Below are 16395 nucleotides of genomic sequence, written 5' to 3'. Positions count from 1 at the left end.
CCGACGAGCGCCACTGGCGCACCGGTGCCATATTGAGATCGTGCTCGAAGTCCTCACCGGTTCCGGTCTCGCCGCCTCGGCGGGCCTCAACGCCTACATCCCGCTGATGCTGATGGGCCTGCTGGCCCGCTACACCAACCTGATCGAGCTGCCCGGCGGCTGGCAGTGGCTGGGCAACGGCTGGGTCCTGCTGATCCTCGCCGTGCTGCTCGCGGTCGAGGTGGTGGCCGACAAGGTGCCGGTGGTCGACCACGTCAACGACATGGTGCAGACCGTGGTGCGGCCGACCGCGGGTGGTCTGGCGTTCGGCGCCGGGTCCGGTTCGGAGACGGTGACGGTCAGCGACCCGGACACGTTCTTCTCCACCCACCAGTGGGTGCCGGTGGTGGTCGGCGTGCTCATCGCGCTCGGCGTGCACCTGCTCAAGGCCGCCGCCCGGCCGGTGGTCAACGCGACCACGGCCGGCTTCGGCGCGCCGGTGGCGAGCACCGCCGAGGACGCCACCAGCGTGATCATGTCGGTGGTGGCGATCCTGCTGCCGGTGCTGGTGCTGGTGTTCGCGGTCGGCCTGGTGGCGTTCGTGGTCTGGCTGTTCCGCCGCCGCAAGGACCGACGCCGGGAACGCGCGGCGGCCCGGGCGGCCGGTTTCCGCGTCTGAGCGGGGGCCGCGTCAGCGGCTGCGGTAGGTCATGCAGTCGGCCATGTCCATGTCCGGGCCGACGGTGATGGCCGGGGCGTGGCACTCCAGGTCGGAGTTGTGCTGGCAGTCGGACCGCGAGCAGGCGCCGACCTGGGCGGTCAACTGCTCGATGCCGCCGCGCACCGGCATGTCCACGTAGGTGTGGCAGTGGGCGTGGTCGCTGCTGCCGATCGTGATGGCGAACGCGTGGCAGTCGTTCGTGTGGTTGTAGGCGCAGGACCGGACGGCGCATTCCTGGACCCGGGGCATCTCCAAAGACGCGGTCATCTTTCCGCCCTTCCGTGGTGTCTTGCCCCGACTTTAGGCTTTTCCGGCGGACACCGGGCCGGATCCCCGCTTACATCCGCTCGCGGATGACGGTGACCAGCTCGTCGATGATGCCGGTGAGCGCGAAGTCCTTCGGCGTGAACACCCGGGCCACCCCGGCGGCCCGCAGCGCCTCGGCGTCGGCCGGCGGGATGATGCCCCCCACCACCACCGGCAGGTCGCCCCGCCCGGCGGCGCGCAGCCCGTCCAGCACCGCCGGCACGGCGGCCAGGTGCGAGCCGGAGAGCACGGAGAGCCCGACCAGGTCGACGTCCTCCTCCACGGCGGCGGCCACGATCTGCCCGGCGGTCAGCCGGATGCCCTGGTAGATCACCTCGAAGCCGGCGTCGCGGGCGCGTACCGCGATCTGCTCGGCGCCGTTGGAGTGCCCGTCCAGCCCCGGCTTGCCGACCAGCAGGCGCAGCCGGCCGCTGCCCAGCTCACCGGCGGTCGCGGCGACCCGCTCGCGGACCGCCGCGAGGCTCGCGTCGCCGCCGGCCCCGGCCGCCCCGGACAGCCCGGTCGGCGCCCGGTACTCGCCGAAGACCTGGCGCAGCGCGCCGGCCCACTCCCCCGTGGTCACCCCGGCGGCCACGCACGCCAGCGTCGCCGGCATCAGGTTCGTCGTGGTGGCGGCGTCCGCGCGCAGCCGGTCCAGCGCGGCGTCCACCGCGCCCGCGTCCCGCCCGGCCCGCCATTCGCGTACGCCGGCCGCGGCGGCCGCCTCGACCGCGGGGTCGACCTGCTCGATCGCCTCGGCACCGGCCGCGGTCAACGGGGACGGCTCGGTCTCGGTGAACCGGTTGACGCCGATCACCACGTCCGCGCCGGACTCCATCCGTCGGCGGCGGTCGGCCAGCGAGGCGACCAGCGCGCTCTTGAGGTAGCCGGACTCCACGGCGGTCACCACGCCGCCCATCTCCAGCACCTTGTCCAGCTCGACCCGGGCCCCGGCGACGATGTCGTCGACGAGCGCGGTCATCACGTGCGACCCCTCGAACAGGTCGGGATATTCGAGCAGGTCCGACTCGTACGCCAGGACCTGTTGCATGCGCAGCGACCACTGCTGGTCCCACGGGCGGGGCAGGCCGAGGGCCTCGTTCCAGGCGGGCAGCTGCACGGCCCGGGCCCGGGCGTCGCGGGAGAGCGTGACGCCGAGCATCTCCAGCACGATCCGCTGGATGTTGTTCTCCGGCTGCGCCTCGGTCAGGCCCAGCGAGTTGACCTGCACGCCGTAGCGGAACCGGCGCTGCCTGGGCTCGGTAACGCCGTAGCGGTCCCGGGTGATCTCGTCCCACAGCGCGCCGAACGCGCGCATCTTGGCGATCTCCTCGACGAAGCGCACCCCGGCGTTGACGAAGAACGAGATCCGCTGGACCACGTCGCCCATCCGCTCGGCCGGCACCTGCCCGGAGTCGCGCACGGTGTCCAGCACGGCGACCGCGGTGGCGAGCGCGAAGCCGACCTCCTGCACCGGCGTCGCACCGGCCTCCTGGAGGTGGTACGAGCAGATGTTGACCGGGTTCCACCGCGGCATCTCCCGCAGCGTGTACGCGACGACGTCCGCGGTCAGCCGCAGCGACGCGGCCGGCGGGAAGATGTAGGTCCCCCGGGACAGGTACTCCTTGATGATGTCGTTCTGCGTGGTGCCGGCGCAGCGGCGCAGCTCGGCGCCCTGCTCGACGGCGGCGGTGCCGTAGAGCGCGAGCATCCACATGGCCGGCGCGTTGATGGTCATCGAGGTGTTCATGTCGGCCAACGGGATGCCGTCGACGAGCGCGCGCATGTCGCCGAGGTGCGCCACCGGCACGCCGACCCGGCCCACCTCACCGGCGGCCAGCTCGTGGTCCGGGTCGTACCCGGTCTGGGTGGGCAGGTCGAACGCGACCGACAGGCCGGTCTGCCCCTTGGCCAGGTTGCGGCGGTAGAGCGCGTTGGAGGCCGCGGCGGAGGAGTGCCCGGCGTACGTGCGCATCACCCACGGGCGGTCCCGCTCCGGCAGGCGTCCCGGCATCGCGTCGTCCATGGCCGGAGTCTAAGTTACCGTTCAGTAAAAGAGGCTGTGCAAAACCACACAGTTGGATGTCCGCGCCGGTGGGCCGACCGGGGCTCCGGATGTGGCCGGCCCACCTGGACCTCACTCGTTGCGGGCGGCCTGCGGGCCGGTGACGCGTTCCAGCAGCGGCAGCGTGGCGGCGATGACGGCGAGGCAGCCGAGCAGCCCGACGGCCACCACGGCGGCGAATCCGAGCCCGGGCAGGCGCAGGTCGTAGTGCATCTGCGCGCGCAGGAACAGGTGCGCGGCGACCAGGCCCATCCCGACCGCGACCGCGGCGACGGTGAGCATCGGCACCACGCTCTCCAGCGCCACCACCCGGCGCAGCAGCCGCACCGGCGCGCCGCTGAGCCGCAGCAGGCTGAACGGCCGCTTCCGCTCGCTGAGGCCGGCCGCCACGGCGACCGCCAGGCTGCACCCGGCGAGCGCGAGGCTGAACACCACCACCACGTCGGCCAACCGCTGCCAACCCCGCATGGTGTTCGCGAAGTCGGACTCGAAGTCGCCGGGCACGGTCGGCGCCACCACGTAGCCGGGGAACGCGGCCACCATGATCGTCCGGGCCCGCTCGATCGCGACCGGGCCGTCCGCGTCGACCGCCAGGGAAGCGACAGGCAGCTGAGGGAGGGCCGTCGGGTCGACCTCGGAGGCGGGCCAGACCCGGTCCGCGGAGGCGGACTCCCGCCAGGGGATCAGGCCCTCCGTCACCTCGGCGACGGTCGCCCCGTCGGCGCACCGCCCGTAGGCGGCCGGGATGTCGGCGCAGGCGATCACCCCGTCGTCGTGACCCGCGCCCTGCACCGGGTTCTCCCGGATGACCACGGGGTTGCGCACGCCGGGGACCGCGGCCAGCTCGGTCGGCAGCGTGGCGGGCACCGGCGCGTCGTTCAGCAGGCTGAAGGACAGCCGGCCGGCCTCCAGCGAACCCCGCGGGGCCGGGCCGCGCTCGGCGGCGATCGTCCCCATCACGCCGACCGCCACGGTCGTCACGAACAACGCGAGCATCACCCCGCTCACCGCCCGGAACCCGGCGGCCGGATTGTCGGCGAGCCGGCGGGCGGCGATCAGCGCGGCCGGCCGGCCGGCGCGGGCGGCCATCGCCCGGGCGCCGACCATGGCCAGCCAGGGCCCGCCGGTGACCAGCCCGGTCATCACCAGCAGCAGGGAGGGCAGGAAGAGCGCGGTCTGACCGTCGCCGGTGACGGGCCGGTAGAGCAGGCCGAGGCCCAGCCCGGCGAAACCGAGCACGAGCGGGATCAACCGGTACGCCCGCGGCGGCCGCGGCGTCACCCGCCGGGTGACGCCGAGCGGGGAGATCCGCACCCGGCGCAACGCCACCCAGGCGGCGACCGCCGCGCCCGCCGGCACCCCGAGCGCCACCAGCAGGACGTCCGGCAACCCGAGGGCGAGGTCGCCGGGGAAGTACGGCACGCCGGTGAACGGGATCGCGGCGAGCTGCCCGCGGAACGCGAGGAACAGGGCGAAGCCGACCGCGGCGCCGATCGCCGCCGCGAGCGCGGCCTCCACGGCCGCGACCACCGAGATCTGTCGTGGGGTGGCGCCGACCAGGCGCATCGCGGCGAAGCGTTGCTCCCGGCGGGCGGCGCCGAGCCGGGTCGCGGTGCCGATGAAGATGAGCACGGGAAAGAGCAGCCCGCCGGCCACCACGCCGAGGATGAGGTCGATCGCGGTCTCCGGCAGCGGCGCCTCGTTGCCGGCCACCCGGGTGACCTTCCGGACCCGGTCCAGCGCACCCACCTGCTCCGGCGTCCCGCCGACCAGGATGAGCAGGCTCTCCGGCGAGGTGAGCCCCGCCGGGCCGACGGCGCCGAGGTCGCGGCCGGGATAGCGGTCGCCGAGCTGGTCGGCCGGCGTGGTGGCCAGCAGCTTCCGCAGCGCCGGGGAGGCGTAGTACTCGCCGGGGCCGGGCACCCGGGGCACGCCGACCGGGGTGGGCGCGGTCGGCCCGGTCGCGGCGACGTCGACGCGCTGGATCTGGGTGCCGTGGAAGTAGTCGAACCGGGTCGACCAGAGCAGCGGGTCGGCCGCGCCGCCGGCCGTCTCCTGCGGATACATCGCGGCGTACCGGCCGAGCTGGGCGTTGGTGGCGTGCACGCCGGCCACGGTGGTGAGCAGCAGCCCGGCGCCGATCGCCACGGCGGCGGCGACGGCGGCCAGCCGGACGAGCGCCTCCCGGCCGCCCGCGACCGCCAGGCGGAGCGCGAGCGCGATCACGAGCCGACCCCGGCCGGCGCGTTGACCCGGCCGTCCCGCACCACGACCTCGCGGTCGGCGTACGCGGCGACGCGCGGTTCGTGGGTGACCAGGACGACGGTGGTGCCCTGCTCCCGCGCGGTGTCGACGAGCAGGTCCATCACCTCCTCGCCGGTGAGCGAGTCGAGCGCGCCGGTGGGCTCGTCGGCGAAGAGCACCTGCGGCCGGGCGACCAGGCCCCGGGCCAGCGCCACCCGTTGGGCCTGCCCGCCGGAGAGTTCGCCGGAGCGGCGGTGCTCCAGGCCGCCCAGCCCGAGCCGCTCGAACCAGGCGCGGGCGGACCGCAGCGCCGGGCCGCGCCGGACGCCGCCGAGCAGCAGCGGCAGCGCGACGTTCTCCGCCGCGGTGAGTTCCGGGACGAGCTGGCCGAACTGGAAGACGAACCCGAAGCGGTCGCGGCGCAGCGCGCTCCGCTCCGCCTCGCCGAGCGTGTCGAGCCGCACGTCGCCGAAGCGGACCTCGCCGGAGTCGGGCACCAGGATGCCGGCCAGGCAGTGCAGCAGCGTCGACTTGCCGGAGCCGCTGGGGCCCATCACGGCGACGATCTCACCGGCCTCGACGGCGAGGCTCGCGCCACGCAGGGCCTGGGTCTCGCCGAACGAGAACGTCACGTCCCGGGCCTCGATCGTCACGGTCATCGCCGTACCGCCTTCCGTAGCGCGTCCAGTCGGGCGCCGGCCATCTCGATCCATCTCAGGTCCGCCTCCAGGTGGTAGAGGCCGTGGTCGGCGAGCATCACGTCGACCAGTCCGCCGGCCCGCTTGACCTCGGTCAGCTCCCGCATCCGGCGCAGGTGGGCGGCGCGCTGGGTGTCCAGGTACTCCTCCGCCGGGCGGCCCAGCATCAGGGCGAGCACGACCTTGGCGAACAGCACGGTCTGCAGATGGGGTTCCGGCTCGACCGGCTCGGTCAGCCAGTGCTCCACCTCGGTGGCGCCCCGGTCGGTGATGACGTAGCGCTTGCGGTCGGGGCCGGCGCCGGGCTCGACGTCGCTGACCACCACCTTGCCGTCGCGGGCCAGCCGGCTGAGCGTCGAGTAGACCTGCCCGTAGGGCAGCGGCTTGCCGCGCCCGAAGAAGGTGTCGTAGTCACGCTTCAGGTCGTAGCCGTGGCTCGGCTCGCGTTCGAGCAGGCCGAGCAGGGTCAGGGGCACCGTCATGCGGGCAGACTACACCGGGTGTATACCTCGCGTATATAGTGAACCCCGGGATCGCAGCGGGCGACGGCAGCACGCACACTTGAGTCATGGACCAGCAGCTCGCGATCTCCGTACGGGGACTGCGCAAGACGTACGGCGACAACGTCGCGGTGGCCGGGGTGGACCTGGACGTCCACCGGGGCGAGGTGTTCGCCCTGCTCGGCCCGAACGGCGCGGGCAAGACCACCACGGTCGAGATCCTGGAGGGCTACCGGCACCGCGACGCCGGCGAGGTCCGGGTGCTCGGCGTCGACCCGGCCAAGCCGGACGCCGACTGGCGCTCGAAGGTCGGCATCGTGCTCCAGGGCACCGGCGAGTTCGACGAGCTGACCGTCGGCGAGGTGGTCCGGCACTTCTCCGGCTTCTACCCGGACGCCGACGACCCGGCCAAGGTCGTCGAGCGGGTCGGGCTGGGCGCCAAGGCCAAGGCCCGTACGCACACGCTCTCCGGCGGGCAGAAGCGCCGCCTCGACGTGGCGCTGGGCATCATCGGCCGCCCCGAGCTGCTCTTCCTCGACGAGCCGACCACCGGCTTCGACCCGGAGGCCCGGCGCGAGTTCTGGGAGCTGATCCGGGACCTCTCCGCCGCCGGCACCACGATCGTGCTCACCACCCACTACCTCGACGAGGCCGAGGCGCTCGCCGACCGGGTCGGCGTGATCGCGGCCGGCCGGGTGGTGGAGGTGGCGCCGCCGAACCGGCTCGGCAACCGGCAGGAGGCGCTGGCGACCGTCTCCTGGCGTACCCCGGACGGGCTGGCCGAGTCGGCGGAGACCGCGACGCCGACGGCGCTGGTGGCCGAGCTGGCCGCGCGCTTCGGCGGCGAGGTCCCCGGCCTGGCCGTGACCCGGCCGACCCTGGAAGACGTCTACCTGCGGATGATCGGACACTCATGACCACCACCACGAAGCCGGCGGCCCCGGTCACCGCCGCGCCGGCCCGGCGGCTCGGCGCGGGCGCGCTGGCCCTGCGCCAGGGGCGGCTGGAGATCACCCAGTTCCTGCGCAGCCGGGAGTCCGTCGTGTTCACGATGGGCTTCCCGATCATCATGATCCTGATCTTCGCGGCGATCTTCAGCGACGAGATCGCCCCGGGCGTCAGCTACACGCAATACTTCATCACCGGCATGATCGCGACCGGCCTGATGACGGTGAGCTTCCAGAACCTCGGCATCTGGATCCCGATCGAGCGGGACCGGGGCGTGCTCAAGCGCTACCGGGGCACGCCGATGCCGAAGTGGGTCTGGTTCGCCGGCAAGGTGATCATGGTGGTGGTCATCGGCATCGCCGAGACCGCGCTGCTGCTCGCCGTCTCGGTCGCCCTGTTCGACCTGGACCTGCCACAGACCGCCGCCAAGTGGCTGACGTTCGGCTGGGTCGCGGTCCTCGGCGTCACCGCCTGCACGCTCTGCGGCATCGCCATCTCGTCGCTGGCCCGCACCGCGCGCAGCGGCTCGGCCGTGGTCACCCCGGTCGCGCTGGTGCTCCAGTTCATCTCCGGCGTGTTCTTCGTCTTCACCAGCCTGCCCACCTGGATGCAGCAGGTCGCCGCGATCTTCCCGCTCAAGTGGATGTGCCAGGGGCTGCGCTCGGTCTTCCTGCCGGACAGCTTCGGCGCCCAGGAGCCGGGCGGCTCGTTCGAGCTGGGCCGGGTGGCGTTGGTGCTCGGGGCCTGGTGCGTGCTCGGCCTGATCCTGTGCCTGACCACCTTCCGGTGGACCACCCGCCGCGACGGCTGAGGTGTAAGGCGGGGGCCCCGCTTAACGCCTGGTGTATCGGAAGGGGCCCCGCTTAACACGAGATGGCACACTGCCGAGCATGGGACGCATGCTGAGCCGGCGGGCACTGCTGACCGCCGGGGGCGGGGTCGCCGGCGCGGCGCTGGTCGGCGGGTTGGCCGCCCGGCAACTGTCCGGGCCCCGGCCCGGGGCGGGACCCGACCTGCCCGACGCCCCGGCCGGCGACGAGCGGCTGATCCGCATCGCCTCCGCCGCCCGCGGCCGGGAGGTGGACTTCTGGACCGCCGTGCCCGAGGGGTACGGCGACGGCCGCGGCCTGCCCGTCTGCCTGGTGCTGCACGGCGCGTCGGCCACCCCGCGCGACTTCGGCCGGTTCGGGCTGGCCCGCTTCCTCACCGACGCGGTACGCCGCGGCGCCCCGCCGTTCGCGCTCGCCGGCGCGACCGGCGGCCGGCTCTCCTGGCGGCCGAACGGCGCCGACGACCCGCGGCGGATGGTGCGCGAGGAGGTGCCCACCTGGTGCGCCCGACGGGGCTTCGACAGCAGCCGGCTGGCCGTGTGGGGCTGGTCGATGGGGGGCTTCGGGGCGCTGCTGCTCGCCGAGACGTACCCGACGTGGCTGCGGATGGCCGCCGCCTTCTCCCCCGCGGTGCGCCCCGGCGACGCGGTCTTCACCGGCGTGGACAAGCTGCGCGGGACCCCGGTCGGGCTGTGGTGCGGCCGGCAGGACAACTTCCTTCCCGACGTCCGCGCGCTGGCCCGGGTGCTGCCCGAGCGCCCGGTACGCGCCGCCTGGGCGGACGGGCGGCACAACTTCGGCTACTGGGGCACCGTCATCCCGGACGCGTTCGCGCTGCTCGGCGCCGCGCTCACCCCGCCCCGGACGTGAGCCGTCCGGGGCGGGGCGGTCGGCACGGTCAGTACGGGTAGAAGCCCTGCCCGGTCTTGCGACCCAGGTCGCCGGCGGTGGCCATGCGCTGGAGCAGCTCCGGCGGGAAGAACTTCTCGTCCGCGGTGTCGGTGTAGATGTTGCGGGTGGCGTTGAGCAGCACGTCCACGCCGGTCAGGTCGACAGTGGCCAGCGGGCCCATGGCGTGCCCGAAGCCCAGCTTGCAGGCGGTGTCCAGGTCCTCGGCGGAGATCACGCCGGACTCGACCAGCTTGACCGCCTCCATCGCCAGCGCGCAGATCAGCCGGGTGGTGACGAAGCCGGCGATGTCCCGGTTGACCACCACGACGGTCTTGCCGATCTCCTCGGCGAAGCCACGGGCGGTGTCCATCGTCGCGTCGCTGGTCTTGTAGCCCCGGACCAGCTCGCAGAGCTTCATCATCGGCACCGGCGAGAAGAAGTGGGTGCCGACCACCGACTCCGGGCGCTGCGTGGCGGTGGCGATCTGGGTGACCGGGATGGCCGAGGTGTTGGTGGCCAACACCGCGTCCGCCTTGCAGATCTTGTCCAGCGCGCGGAACACCTCGTGCTTGATCTCGATCTTCTCGAAGACCGCCTCGACCACGATGTCCGCGTCCGCCGCCGCCTCCAGCTCGGTGGTCGGGGTGATCCGGCCCAGCGTCGCCTCGACGTCGGACGCCTCGATCTTCCCCTTCTCGGCGAACTTCGCCAGCGACTTCCGGATGTCGTCGACGCCCCGCTTCGTGGCCGCGTCGTCGACGTCGCGCAGCGTCACCTGCCAGCCCGCCTGCGCCGCCACCTGGGCGATGCCCGAGCCCATCAGCCCGGCACCGACGACCGCGAGTCGACCCGCCATCTGCTTCTCCCTCGCCCGTGTCCTACAACGTCTGGGAGAACCCTACTTAACGAGGGATAAGGCCCGTCAGATGGCCAGGTCGGGTTCCTCCGGCGCGGTGCCCCGCTCCACCTCGACGCCGAGCGCCCGCAGGTCCGCCACGAAATCCGGGTAGCCCCGGTCGACGTGGTGCACGTGCGAGACCTCGGTGACGCCGTCGGCGCAGAGCCCGGCGATGATCAGGCCGGCGCCGGCCCGGATGTCGGTGGCGCGCACCGGGGCGCCGGAGAGCCGCTCCCGGCCGCACACCAGGGCGTGGTGACCGTCGGTGCGGATCTCCGCGCCGAGCCGCATCATCTCGTTGGCGAACATGAACCGGCCGTCGAAGATGTTCTCGGTGATCAGCGATCCACCCTCGCTGACCGCGGCCAGCCCGATCGCCATCGGCAGCAGGTCGGTGGCGAAGCCCGGATAGGGCAGCGTGACCACGTCGACGGCCGCCGGCCGGTCGTCCATCCGTACCCGGAAGGCGTCGCCGCGGGTCTCCACCAGGCCGCCGGCCGAGACCAGCTTGTCCAGCGCGACCTCCAGGTAGGCCGGGTCGAGACCGGTCACGGTGACGTCCCCCCGGGTCATCGCCGCGGCGAACGCCCAGGTGCCGGCGACGATCCGGTCGCCCACCGTGGCGTGCCGGACCGGGTGCAGCTCCGGCACGCCGACGATGTGCAGCGTCGAGGTGCCGGCGCCGGCGATCCGCGCGCCCATCCGGCTCAGCATGGCGCAGATGTCGACGATCTCCGGCTCCCGGGCCGCGTTGTCGATCGTCGTGTCGCCGCGGGCCAGCACCGCCGCCATCACCAGGTTCTCGGTCGCGCCGACGCTCGGGAAATCCAGCACGATGTCCGCGCCGTGCAGGCCGTCCGGCGCCTCGGCGATGACGAAGCCGTGCTCGCCGGAGATCTCCGCGCCCATCCGGGCCAGCCCGGCGATGTGCATGTCCAGGCCGCGCGAGCCGATGGCGTCGCCGCCGGGGTGGGCCACCCGCACGTGGCCGCGCCGGGCCAGCAGCGGGCCGAGCACGCAGATCGACGCGCGCAGCCGGCGGACCAGGTCGTAGTCGGCCTCCGCGCCGGGCCGCTCCGGCACGTCGATGACGACCGAGCGGGACCGTTCCCGGCCGCCGCCGGCAACCATCGGATCGACCGGGTCGTCCGGGCCGAAGCGTACGCCGCAGCCGAGCCGCCGCAGCACCTCGCCCATGATCGCGATGTCGGTGATCCGGGGCACGTTGGTGATCACGCTGCGGCCGGGCGCGAGCAGCGCGGCGGCCATCAGCTTCAACGCGGAGTTCTTCGCGCCCACCACGTGCACGGTGCCGGTCAGCCGGGCGTTCCCGCGCACCCGGATGACGTCGACGTCACCGAGCGCCGGGTCGCCGGCATCGCCCGGCCCCACCGCGGTCGGCCGGTCCGGCCGCACCGGAATGGTCAGGTCAGGTATCCGTAGGCTGTGCGTCATGGCCGTCCACCTCACGCGCATCTACACCAAGGCCGGCGACGCCGGCATGACCAGGCTGAGCAACAACGAGCAGGTGCCGAAGACCGATCCGCGGATCGCCGCGTACGCCGACGTCGACGAGTGCAACGCCTCGATCGGCGTCGCGCTCGCCCTGGGGCAGCTCCCGGACGAGCTGCGGACCGTGCTGGAATCCGTGCAGAACGACATGTTCGACGTCGGCGCGGACCTGGCGACGCCGGTGGAGCCGGACCCGAAGTATCCGCCGCTGCGGGTCACCGAGGAGTACGTCGAGCGCCTCGAGGGGTGGTGCGACGAGTTCAACGCGCGCCTGAGCAAGCTCGACTCCTTCATCCTCCCCGGCGGCACCGCGGGCGCGGCACTGCTGCACGTGGCACGGACGACCGCCCGGCGCGCCGAGCGTGCGGCATGGGCGCTGGTCACCCACGACCCCGATCGGACCAGCACCCTCCCGGCGAAGTATCTCAACCGGCTCTCCGACCTGCTCTTCATCCTGTCAAGAACGGCCAATCCCGGTGGAGATGTGCTATGGGTGCCGGGCGGTAAGCGCTGACCGTCGGCGGCCTGCACCACGTGGAGGTGTGGGTACCCGACCTGGCGGCGGCCAGACGTGCCTGGGGCTGGCTTCTCGGCGAACTGGGCTGGACGCCGTACCAGGACTGGCCCGTCGGCGTCTCCTGGCGGCACGGGCCCACCTACCTGGTGCTGGAGGAGTCGCCGGCGCTCACCGGCCGGACCCACGACCGGCTCGCGCCCGGCCTCAACCACCTGGCCTTCCACGCCGGTCCGCCGGCCGCCGTCGACCGCCTGGTCGCGGCAGCTCCCGAGCACGGCTGGGCGCTGCTCTTCGGCGACCGACACCCGCACGCCGGCGGCCCGGACAGCTACGCCGCCTACCTCACCGACAACCAGGGGTACGAGGTGGAGTTGGTGGCCGAGACGGGCTGACCGGCGTCCGGTGGCGGCGCCGCGCCCGGGCGCGCCGGCCGAGCACCGGGTCACCGCCCGCACAGAGCCGGCACTATCGGCATCGGTCGACCGCGTCTGCCGGGCAGCACCGGTCGGCCGGCGAACCGGGTCGGCCGGTCAGCAGCGGTCGACCGCGCCTCGCCGGACGGGCGCGGTCCGGCCCGCACCGGGACGGCGGGAACCCGGCCGGCGCCGGGCCGGTCCTCGCCGGGCCGGGACCGCTCCGGAGCAGGCCCGGCGGGCGGCGCGCTGCCGGCGTACCCGAAGGCGCCGGAACCCGGCCGCGAGGGCGACCGCCGCCACGACCGCCACCCCGGCGGCGGCCGGCAGACCGGGCGGCAGGCCGCCGGCCGCCCAGCCGACCAGCACCGTGCCGGGCACCCAGACCGCCACCGCCGCGCCGTCGAAGAGCACGAACCGGCGGTACGGCAACCCGGCCGCGCCGGCCACCCGGGGCACCAGCGTGCGGGCGAAGGCGGTCCAGCGGCCGAGCAGCACCGCGCTCCCGCCCCGGGCGGCAACCAGTTCCTCGGCCCGCCGCCAGCGCCGCTCCCCCACCCACCGGCCCAGCGCGCCGCGCCGGAGCCGGGGACCGAGCAGCCGCCCCTCCAGATAGCCGATCTGGTCGCCGACGAACGCGGCGGCGGTGGTCACCGCCAGCGCGGCTCCCAGGTCGACGCGGCCGGCGCGGGCCAGCAGCCCGACCGTCAGCATGGTGGTCGCGGCCGGCAGCACCAGGCCGGCCAACAGACCCACCTCGCCGGCGAGCACCGCCGCCGCGACCAGCAGCACGAGGCTCGGCGGCAGCGCGTCGAGCCGGTCCACCAGGGAGTCCAGGAAGGTCATACGCCAAGCGTCACGCGTGGGCCAACCGGTGACGTCCTGCCCGTGGCCCGGACGGGTCCTCCGACTGGCCGGCCGCCGCCCTAGGGTCCCCCCGGACCCGGCACTGGGTTGAACCCGTCGTCGACCAGGCCGAGCCGGTGCGCCACCACCGCGGCCTGCACCCGGTTGCGCAGCTCCAACTTCTCCATCGCGGCCGAGACGTGCGTCTTCACGGTGGTCACCCCGAGGTGCAGCCGGGCCCCGATCTCGGCGTTCGACAGGCCCGCGCCGACCAGTGCCAGCACCTCCCGCTCCCGGGGGCTGAGGTGACCGAGCCCCGCGGCGGCCGGATCGGGGGCACGGTCACGGTCGTGGGCGGCCATCGCCCGACGCAACACCCTGGCCAGCACCGGCGGAGCCAGGAGCGGCTCGCCCGAGGCCGCCCGCCGTACCGCGTCCACCAGGTCCTCAGGAGCGCCGTCCTTGACCAGGTAGCCCTGCGCGCCGGCCCCGAGTGCCCCGTAGACGTTCGCGTCGTCGGCGAACGTGGTGAGCACCAGCACCCGGGCCGCCGGTTGCTGCCGCAGGATCCGCCGGGTCGCCTCGATGCCGTCCAGCCGGGGCATCCGCAGGTCCATCAGGATCACGTCCGGCCGCAGCCGCTCGGCGAGCCGGACCGCCTCGTGGCCGTCCCCCGCCTCGCCCACCACCTCGAAGCCACCGGCCGTCCGCAGCACCAGGGACACCCCGGCACGGACGAGCGCCTGATCGTCGACCACCAGCACCCTGATCATTCGTTCTCCCTGATCGGCAGCCGAACCCGCACCCGCCAGCCGCCTCCGTCGGTGGCCCCCGCGACGAGCGTGCCACCGAGCAGACCGACCCGCTCACGCATCCCCCGCAGACCGTGTCCGGAGGCGGGCAGCCGGGTACGCGGGCGGACCGGGCCGCTGTCCAGCACCTCGACCAGCAGGGCTCCGCCGGCCACCTCGACGTCGACCGAGACGATCGTGCCCGGTCCGGCGTGCTTCAGGCTGTTGGTCAACGCCTCCTGCACCACCCGGGCCGCCGTGGTCCCGACCACCAGCGGAACCCGGTGCAGCGCCTCCGGCATCCGCACCTGCACCGCCAGCCCGGCCTCCCGCACCCGACGGGCCGCGTCCCGGATCACCTGCTCCGGCTCGACCTGCGACTCCGCCGGCTCCACCGCGTCCGGGTCGCGGAGCACCTCCAGCAGATCCCGCAACTCGTCCAGCACCTGCCCGGCGGTGTCCCGCAACTCCCCGAGCGCCAGCACCGCCTCCTCGGGGCGTCCGGTGTGCTGCACCGCGTACCGGGCCGCGCCGGCGCGCAGGGCGATCGCCGCGACGTGGTGGGCGACGATGTCGTGCAGGTCCCGGGCGATCGCGGTCCGCTCGGTCAGCCGCGCCATGCGCGCCTCGGCCGCCCGCCGCTCCTCCGCCTCCCGGGCCCGTTCCTCCGCCGCGGCCGCCGCCTGGCGCACCCCGCCGAGGTAGCGGCCGAAGGCGACCGGCGCGGCGGCGAACCCGGCCAGCGTCACCAGCCGGAGCACCCCGAGACCGCCACGGAGCATCTCCGGGTTCTCCGGGTCGATCACATTGGCCAGCGTCACGGCCAGGAAGAGCACGTACCCGGCGGCCGTGGCCGGCCAGCCCGAGTGGTAGGCGACGTAGCCCAGCGCGACAGCGGCGGCGATCTGGGCGATGTCCCCGGCGGTCACGCCGGCCGCGTCGGCGGCGACCGTCAGCGTCGACGTGACGAGCAGCACCGGCCACGGCCAGCGGCGGACTCCGACGAGGGCCACTCCGGCGAGCACTGCGAAGACGACCACACGCGCCGCGTGCGGGACGGCGGGGACGGCGGTACGCGTGCTGATCAACCCCAGGGTGGCCGTGCCGAGCCCGAGCAGCAGTTCGGGCCACCGGATCCACCGCCCGTCGCTCACCCGGCCACCATACGGAGCCGGGCGGACCGGACGGCCCTACCTCCGGCCGCTACCCCTCCTCCGACTGGCCGGTGTGCCGGCCCGCCGCACGAGATCCGGACAGCCCCGACCCGCCTAGCGTCGGTCGGCGTGATCAGTGACGCCCCCGCCTTCCTCGGCCAGTTCGCCCGCTACCCGTTCGCCACCGGCGCGGTGCTGCCCAGCGGCACGGTCCTCGCCCGGGACATCACCGCCGCCGTGCCGCGCACCGGGCATCCGCTGGTGGTGGAACTCGGCCCCGGCACGGGCGCGTTCACCCGCGCCATCCAGCAGCGACTGGCCGGACGCGGACACCACCTGGCGGTCGAACTCAACCCGACCTTCGCCGCCGCCCTGGCGCGCCGGCACCCGACCGTGGACGTGGTACGCGCCGACGCCGCGAGCCTCGACCGGGTGCTCGCCGACCGGCACCTGCCGGCCGCCGACGTCGTGGTGAGCGGGCTGCCCTGGGCCGCGTTCGGCGGCGGGCGGCAGATCGCCGTCCTGGACGCGGTGCGGCGATCCCTACGGCCGGGCGGAGCGTTCACCACGTTCGCGTACCGACACGCATCGCCGACCCGGCCCGCCCGCCGCTTCCGGCGGCTGCTGACCGGGTCGTTCGAAGAGGTGACGATCGGGCGGACGGTCTGGGCCAACCTGCCGCCGGCCCTGGTCTACCACTGCCGCCGGCCGGTGAGTCGCTGAAGGCCGGCACCCCTCGGGGTGCCGGCCTTCACGTGTGTGCTTACTTGGTCCAGTGCTGGTTGACGAGGTCGGTGGCCTGCTTCTCCCACTGGGCGTAGGCGTCCGGGTAGGCCGAGACCTGTACGGTCTGGGCGGCCTTGGTCAGCGGCATGTCCTGCCAGCCGTCGACCTGCTTGAGGCCCTTGAGGAACGCCAGGGTGGAGTACTCGGGGTCGGTGATCTGCTCCGGGGTGCCCCAACCGCTGGAGGGGCGCTGCTGGAACAGGCCCAGCGAGTCGTGGTCATTGCGGTCGCCGAGGTGCCCGAGGTTCTCCAGCTTCGACTCCTGCAGGGCGGTGGCGATCGAGACGACCGCGGCG

General features: G+C 74.0%; 17 protein-coding genes and 1 pseudogene. 7 read left to right on the top strand and 11 right to left on the bottom strand.

Going from position 1 to position 16395, the window contains the following annotated elements:
- Nucleotides 1–40: 40 nt before the first annotated feature.
- Nucleotides 41–658 carry a DUF4126 domain-containing protein gene (locus tag GA0070213_RS23865; protein WP_091069184.1) on the top strand — a complete coding sequence of 206 codons (618 nt, stop codon included), beginning with the start codon at nt 41–43 and terminating at the stop codon, nt 656–658.
- A 12-nt stretch (nt 659–670) separates the two neighbouring features.
- On the opposite strand, the gene GA0070213_RS23860 is transcribed toward GA0070213_RS23865, so the two are convergent.
- From GA0070213_RS23860 to GA0070213_RS23840, 5 genes are all read right to left on the bottom strand, one after another.
- Nucleotides 671–967: a DUF1540 domain-containing protein gene (locus GA0070213_RS23860; protein WP_091069181.1), complete on the bottom strand. Its 297-nt coding sequence runs from the start codon at nt 965–967 to the stop codon at nt 671–673.
- A gap of 70 nt (nt 968–1037) precedes the next feature.
- Nucleotides 1038–3032, bottom strand: a complete 1995-nt coding sequence (locus GA0070213_RS23855) for a protein meaA (RefSeq protein WP_091069178.1) — start codon at nt 3030–3032, stop codon at nt 1038–1040.
- Nucleotides 3033–3143: 111 nt separating this feature from the next.
- Nucleotides 3144–5297: an FtsX-like permease family protein gene (locus tag GA0070213_RS23850; RefSeq protein WP_091069176.1), complete on the bottom strand. Its 2154-nt coding sequence runs from the start codon at nt 5295–5297 to the stop codon at nt 3144–3146.
- On the bottom strand, nt 5294–5974 hold the full coding sequence (locus tag GA0070213_RS23845; RefSeq protein ID WP_091069174.1) for an ABC transporter ATP-binding protein: 681 nt from the start codon (nt 5972–5974) through the stop codon (nt 5294–5296). The genes GA0070213_RS23850 and GA0070213_RS23845 overlap by 4 nt, the downstream gene beginning before the upstream one ends.
- Nucleotides 5971–6495, bottom strand: a complete 525-nt coding sequence (locus GA0070213_RS23840) for a PadR family transcriptional regulator (RefSeq protein WP_091069172.1) — start codon at nt 6493–6495, stop codon at nt 5971–5973. Before GA0070213_RS23840 ends, GA0070213_RS23845 begins: the two co-directional genes overlap by 4 nt.
- Before the next feature lie 86 nt (nt 6496–6581).
- Between GA0070213_RS23840 and GA0070213_RS23835 the strand changes: the two genes are divergently transcribed.
- From GA0070213_RS23835 to GA0070213_RS23825, 3 genes are all read left to right on the top strand, one after another.
- The gene (locus tag GA0070213_RS23835) at nt 6582–7430 is read left to right on the top strand and encodes an ABC transporter ATP-binding protein (RefSeq protein ID WP_091069170.1); all 849 of its coding nucleotides are present in this window, start codon (nt 6582–6584) and stop codon (nt 7428–7430) included.
- Complete coding sequence (locus GA0070213_RS23830) at nt 7427–8272, top strand: ABC transporter permease (protein ID WP_091069168.1); 846 nt, start codon at nt 7427–7429, stop codon at nt 8270–8272. Before GA0070213_RS23835 ends, GA0070213_RS23830 begins: the two co-directional genes overlap by 4 nt.
- Before the next feature lie 79 nt (nt 8273–8351).
- Entirely contained in the window at nt 8352–9161 is an 810-nt protein-coding gene (locus tag GA0070213_RS23825; RefSeq protein WP_091069166.1) for an alpha/beta hydrolase, read from the top strand.
- Between the two features lie 28 nt (nt 9162–9189).
- Here the strand turns inward: GA0070213_RS23825 and GA0070213_RS23820 are convergent, their stop codons facing one another.
- Nucleotides 9190–10038, bottom strand: coding sequence for a 3-hydroxyacyl-CoA dehydrogenase family protein (locus GA0070213_RS23820; RefSeq protein ID WP_091069163.1), 849 nt, complete (start codon nt 10036–10038; stop codon nt 9190–9192).
- Between the two features lie 66 nt (nt 10039–10104).
- Nucleotides 10105–11535 carry a UDP-N-acetylglucosamine 1-carboxyvinyltransferase gene (gene murA / locus GA0070213_RS23815; RefSeq protein ID WP_091069149.1) on the bottom strand — a complete coding sequence of 477 codons (1431 nt, stop codon included), beginning with the start codon at nt 11533–11535 and terminating at the stop codon, nt 10105–10107.
- Between murA and GA0070213_RS23810 the strand changes: the two genes are divergently transcribed.
- On the top strand, nt 11534–12106 hold the full coding sequence (locus GA0070213_RS23810) for a cob(I)yrinic acid a,c-diamide adenosyltransferase (RefSeq protein ID WP_091069145.1): 573 nt from the start codon (nt 11534–11536) through the stop codon (nt 12104–12106). The two genes, murA and GA0070213_RS23810, sit on opposite strands and share 2 nt — an antisense overlap.
- Nucleotides 12103–12501: a VOC family protein gene (locus GA0070213_RS23805; protein ID WP_091069142.1), complete on the top strand. Its 399-nt coding sequence runs from the start codon at nt 12103–12105 to the stop codon at nt 12499–12501. The genes GA0070213_RS23810 and GA0070213_RS23805 overlap by 4 nt, the downstream gene beginning before the upstream one ends.
- Nucleotides 12502–12639: 138 nt before the next feature.
- Here GA0070213_RS23805 and GA0070213_RS23800 read toward each other — a convergent pair whose 3' ends face one another.
- From GA0070213_RS23800 to GA0070213_RS23790, 3 genes are all read right to left on the bottom strand, one after another.
- A complete protein-coding gene (locus GA0070213_RS23800; protein ID WP_091069137.1) occupies nt 12640–13368 on the bottom strand; it encodes a DedA family protein in 729 nt (242 codons plus the stop codon).
- Nucleotides 13369–13448: 80 nt separating this feature from the next.
- Nucleotides 13449–14141, bottom strand: a complete 693-nt coding sequence (locus GA0070213_RS23795) for a response regulator (RefSeq protein WP_091069134.1) — start codon at nt 14139–14141, stop codon at nt 13449–13451.
- Entirely contained in the window at nt 14138–15313 is a 1176-nt protein-coding gene (locus GA0070213_RS23790; RefSeq protein WP_091069129.1) for a sensor histidine kinase, read from the bottom strand. The genes GA0070213_RS23795 and GA0070213_RS23790 overlap by 4 nt, the downstream gene beginning before the upstream one ends.
- A 129-nt stretch (nt 15314–15442) precedes the next feature.
- Here GA0070213_RS23790 and GA0070213_RS23785 point away from each other — a divergent pair, with 129 nt between their 5' ends.
- Nucleotides 15443–16036: a class I SAM-dependent methyltransferase gene (locus GA0070213_RS23785; protein WP_245716528.1), complete on the top strand. Its 594-nt coding sequence runs from the start codon at nt 15443–15445 to the stop codon at nt 16034–16036.
- 40 nt (nt 16037–16076) lie between these two features.
- Here the strand turns inward: GA0070213_RS23785 and GA0070213_RS23780 are convergent.
- Nucleotides 16077–16395: pseudogene (locus GA0070213_RS23780) on the bottom strand (hypothetical protein); the annotation flags it as partial.

Origin of the sequence: Micromonospora humi (assembly GCF_900090105.1) — a bacterium.
GTDB classification, from domain to species: domain Bacteria; phylum Actinomycetota; class Actinomycetes; order Mycobacteriales; family Micromonosporaceae; genus Micromonospora; species Micromonospora humi.
The sequence above is the reverse complement of the archived record's forward strand: the minus strand, read 5'-3'. Positions and strand labels throughout refer to the sequence as shown.

What these genes read in the sequence shown, in the direction of transcription:
- GA0070213_RS23860 (WP_091069181.1), bottom strand. Translation starts at nt 967, where the DNA reads ATGACCGCGTCTTTGGAGATGCCCCGGGTCCAGGAATGCGCCGTCCGG.
- GA0070213_RS23855 (WP_091069178.1), bottom strand. Translation starts at nt 3,032, where the DNA reads ATGGACGACGCGATGCCGGGACGCCTGCCGGAGCGGGACCGCCCGTGG.
- GA0070213_RS23845 (WP_091069174.1), bottom strand. Translation starts at nt 5,974, where the DNA reads ATGACCGTGACGATCGAGGCCCGGGACGTGACGTTCTCGTTCGGCGAG.
- GA0070213_RS23840 (WP_091069172.1), bottom strand. Translation starts at nt 6,495, where the DNA reads ATGACGGTGCCCCTGACCCTGCTCGGCCTGCTCGAACGCGAGCCGAGC.
- GA0070213_RS23835 (WP_091069170.1), top strand. Translation starts at nt 6,582, where the DNA reads ATGGACCAGCAGCTCGCGATCTCCGTACGGGGACTGCGCAAGACGTAC.
- GA0070213_RS23830 (WP_091069168.1), top strand. Translation starts at nt 7,427, where the DNA reads ATGACCACCACCACGAAGCCGGCGGCCCCGGTCACCGCCGCGCCGGCC.
- GA0070213_RS23825 (WP_091069166.1), top strand. Translation starts at nt 8,352, where the DNA reads ATGGGACGCATGCTGAGCCGGCGGGCACTGCTGACCGCCGGGGGCGGG.
- GA0070213_RS23820 (WP_091069163.1), bottom strand. Translation starts at nt 10,038, where the DNA reads ATGGCGGGTCGACTCGCGGTCGTCGGTGCCGGGCTGATGGGCTCGGGC.
- GA0070213_RS23810 (WP_091069145.1), top strand. Translation starts at nt 11,534, where the DNA reads ATGGCCGTCCACCTCACGCGCATCTACACCAAGGCCGGCGACGCCGGC.
- murA (WP_091069149.1), bottom strand. Translation starts at nt 11,535, where the DNA reads ATGACGCACAGCCTACGGATACCTGACCTGACCATTCCGGTGCGGCCG.
- GA0070213_RS23800 (WP_091069137.1), bottom strand. Translation starts at nt 13,368, where the DNA reads ATGACCTTCCTGGACTCCCTGGTGGACCGGCTCGACGCGCTGCCGCCG.
- GA0070213_RS23795 (WP_091069134.1), bottom strand. Translation starts at nt 14,141, where the DNA reads ATGATCAGGGTGCTGGTGGTCGACGATCAGGCGCTCGTCCGTGCCGGG.